The organism is 'Vigna radiata' phytoplasma (assembly GCF_030586915.1).
GTDB lineage: Bacteria > Bacillota_I > Bacilli_A > Acholeplasmatales > Acholeplasmataceae > Phytoplasma > Phytoplasma australasiaticum.
The window spans coordinates 1-3007 of record NZ_JAOSIS010000040.1; the positions used below are offsets into that span (position 1 = coordinate 1).

Consider the following 3007-nt stretch of genomic DNA (forward strand, 5'->3'; position numbering starts at 1 on the left):
CAACCCGCTTTTATGGTCTGCTATAATTCAGTATTCTTTCGTTTACTAAACCGACCATCTCCTTTCAGGGTTTATCGGCCCCTGGCTATTGGTTAAATAGCACGAAATTTAGGCCTCTTTGGCGCCCTTTTGATTTCTGTAAACTTCTAATATCTCGCCAACGATTAAAAATAAAAAAAAATTTATACCTTTTGTACTTCTCAAAAATTCCATAATTTGTTCATCAGTCATTGATTCGCTAAAAATAATTCTTGAAATAAAATTTTTTCTAAAGGAAATTATCATTTTATCATCGAAAACGTCTAAAATGGTTTTTTTAAAATCTTCAAAATAATTATCAATTTTAAAATTTATAAAAAATTCTAAAATATTTAGATTCCTATTTTCATAAGTTTCATTCATAATTCTAACAGGAGTATCTTCACTGATTTCTCTCAAAAATTTTACAATTTCTTCATCAGTTTTAGATTTATCAAAAAAAATAGGAATATAATTTTCTTGCGCTGCAAATTTTAATTTTTCATCAGCTACATCTAAAACTTTTTCTTTAAAATAAAAATAAACATAATCCTTCTGATCTTCTGAAGTTTTTTGATATATATTTTTTTCCGGATTTTGATTATATAAATTGATTTCTGATGTTTTCAATAAATTTTTTTCATCACAGCCATAAACGTCATAAGATTTAGAAAAAATTAAAGTTACAAAAAACATAATGGATATTGAAAAAATTTTTAAATTCATTATTTTACCCCTTTTTTTATTTATTAAAAAACAAGAATAATTCAACAATGTATATTTATATTATAATCTTTTTTTAAAAAACAAAAAAAAGACCAACTTTAAAATTGGTCTTTATTATTAATTCTTTTCTTTATTTTTTATTCAATGTTATCACTGTAACCTCTTCGTTTGGTTGTGTAACGAATGGGAAGCAGTGCGAATTAATTTTTTATTACATTTATAATCCATTAGCTTTTAATTAAATAAAATAAACAAAAATCTAAAAAAATTAAATCTCAATTTAAACTAAATAAAAAAATAAAACATTATTTTTTATTAAAAAAATGATATATTTTATGGATTTTTGTGATTCGTCTAAAAAATCAATAAAAATAACAAAACTTTAACTATGATGAAAATTTTAACACTTTTAAAATTAAATTAATCAAATATCATCAATCATACAATAAAAATAAAAATTTTATTTTTTAATTATTAAAACAAAAAAATGCTCTAAAAAAGTGTTAATTATTATTTTTTTTAGGTCTTAAATAATATTCATTATATTCATAACAAGAAGACATAATCTTCAAAAATTCTTTTGTTAAATTGTTCACATATGCTGCTATTTCTTCTTTGTCTTTAAAATTAAAGCTATTTATTTGACTAAGTGATTGAATAAATTCACGACTTTGATTGTGAATTTCTTTACGGTGTTTATCATTAATTTCATAATTTTTTTTGGCATGGTTGATGTTAAATTCTAAATGATAACAAGCAATGTTAAGCAAAATATCATAACCAGTATCAGGGTTTGGTATTTTAACAATCAAAAAATTATCATTAAATTTTGTTTTTTGGTTTTGTTTTTTACCATTTTTTAAATTAATCCATTTATTAATATCTTCTAAAATTTCTTTAAATTTATTTTTTTGAAATCCATTTACTAATAAAACAATTGAAGCATAAAGAAAACGATGATGAATTCTATGTAATACTTGTTTATAAACAAATTCTAAATCCTCTTGATTATAATAATTTTTAGTTTCGATAATATAATCATAATCAACCAAAACATCGACTTTACCATGACCTTTTATTGACTCTCTATCAGTTTTTTTGCCTATGTTTTTAAAATGATCTGCAATATAAGAATTAATAAAATCTTCAGAAAATTTAGTTTCGTAAAAAACTTTTAAAAAATGCCCATTACTTTCAAAATTTGTCATAATTTGGTCTAACAATTGAATTATTTCAAAATATTTTTCTCTTTTTATCGACATAAATTTTTTAGACTAATCTTTCTTAATTTTAAAAAAACGGGATAAAATAGATGGTTTAATGATACATTTCGAATATAATTTATGAGGATCATAAGTTGTTTTCCATGGGAATTCGTTATAAGTCTTTTTACTAAGTTGCTTATCACTCAGATTACCAAAATCATCAAAAACTTGTTCTAAAATTGCTTTTTGTTCTTCGGTAAAAGGGGAATTTGTCATTTGCGAACTAAAATCAAAATAATATTGTTTTTGAAATTCTTGTTTTAAAGTTTCCGCATAAACAGAAGAAATAATAGGACCATACGGCCACGCTTCGATGGCATCCTGAAATAAAACCTTATTATATCTGGCCAAATAATAACCTTGTGCATAATAAAGTAATTTTTGAATTTTGGTTTTATTTATTGTTTTATCTTTATTTACAAAAAACTGAGCAACATCGAAAACATTGATTTTATTTTCCGGATTTACCATAATTAACTCCTTTTTAAAACCATTTTGAATATTAGAAGTATAACATTTTTATTTTAAAATTACAATCTTCTTTTTTATATAAGTGGGGAGTTTTTTTTAATTTTTTCTTTTCTTATCGTTTGATATTTAGATAAAAAATAAAAATGAATGACTAATTTAATTTTTAATTTACCTTGTCTTTACTGAAATAACAGATAATTAAATTGACAATAATTTTTTTGGCTTCATCATCGGAAATCTAAGGATTTATTTGAATAAAATAATATTTTAATAATTTTTATTTTTTAATATAATTTTTTTTAAAATATTATAGAATATAAATTGTAAAATTATAAATTAATTTTAATTTTAAAATAAAAGGATTTTTTAAAAAAATATGTCAAAATTATATTATTTATCTGGGCGCCAAAGAGGCCTAAATTTCGTGCTATTTAACCAATAGCCAGGGGCCGATAAACCCTGAAAGGAGATGGTCGGTTTAGTAAACGAAAGAATACTGAATTATAGCAGACCATAAAAGCGGGTTG

At 22.4% G+C, this 3007-nt stretch carries 3 protein-coding genes; all 3 read right to left on the reverse strand.

The window, feature by feature from the left end:
* Positions 1 to 108 precede the first annotated feature (108 nt).
* Positions 109 to 744, reverse strand: coding sequence for a hypothetical protein (locus OC710_RS02560; RefSeq protein ID WP_004994596.1), 636 nt, complete (start codon positions 742 to 744; stop codon positions 109 to 111).
* Between the two features lie 503 nt (positions 745 to 1247).
* Complete coding sequence (locus OC710_RS02565) at positions 1248 to 2006, reverse strand: hypothetical protein (RefSeq protein WP_004994594.1); 759 nt, start codon at positions 2004 to 2006, stop codon at positions 1248 to 1250.
* A gap of 12 nt (positions 2007 to 2018) precedes the next feature.
* Complete coding sequence (locus OC710_RS02570) at positions 2019 to 2480, reverse strand: Panacea domain-containing protein (RefSeq protein ID WP_004994593.1); 462 nt, start codon at positions 2478 to 2480, stop codon at positions 2019 to 2021.
* Positions 2481 to 3007: the final 527 nt, after the last annotated feature.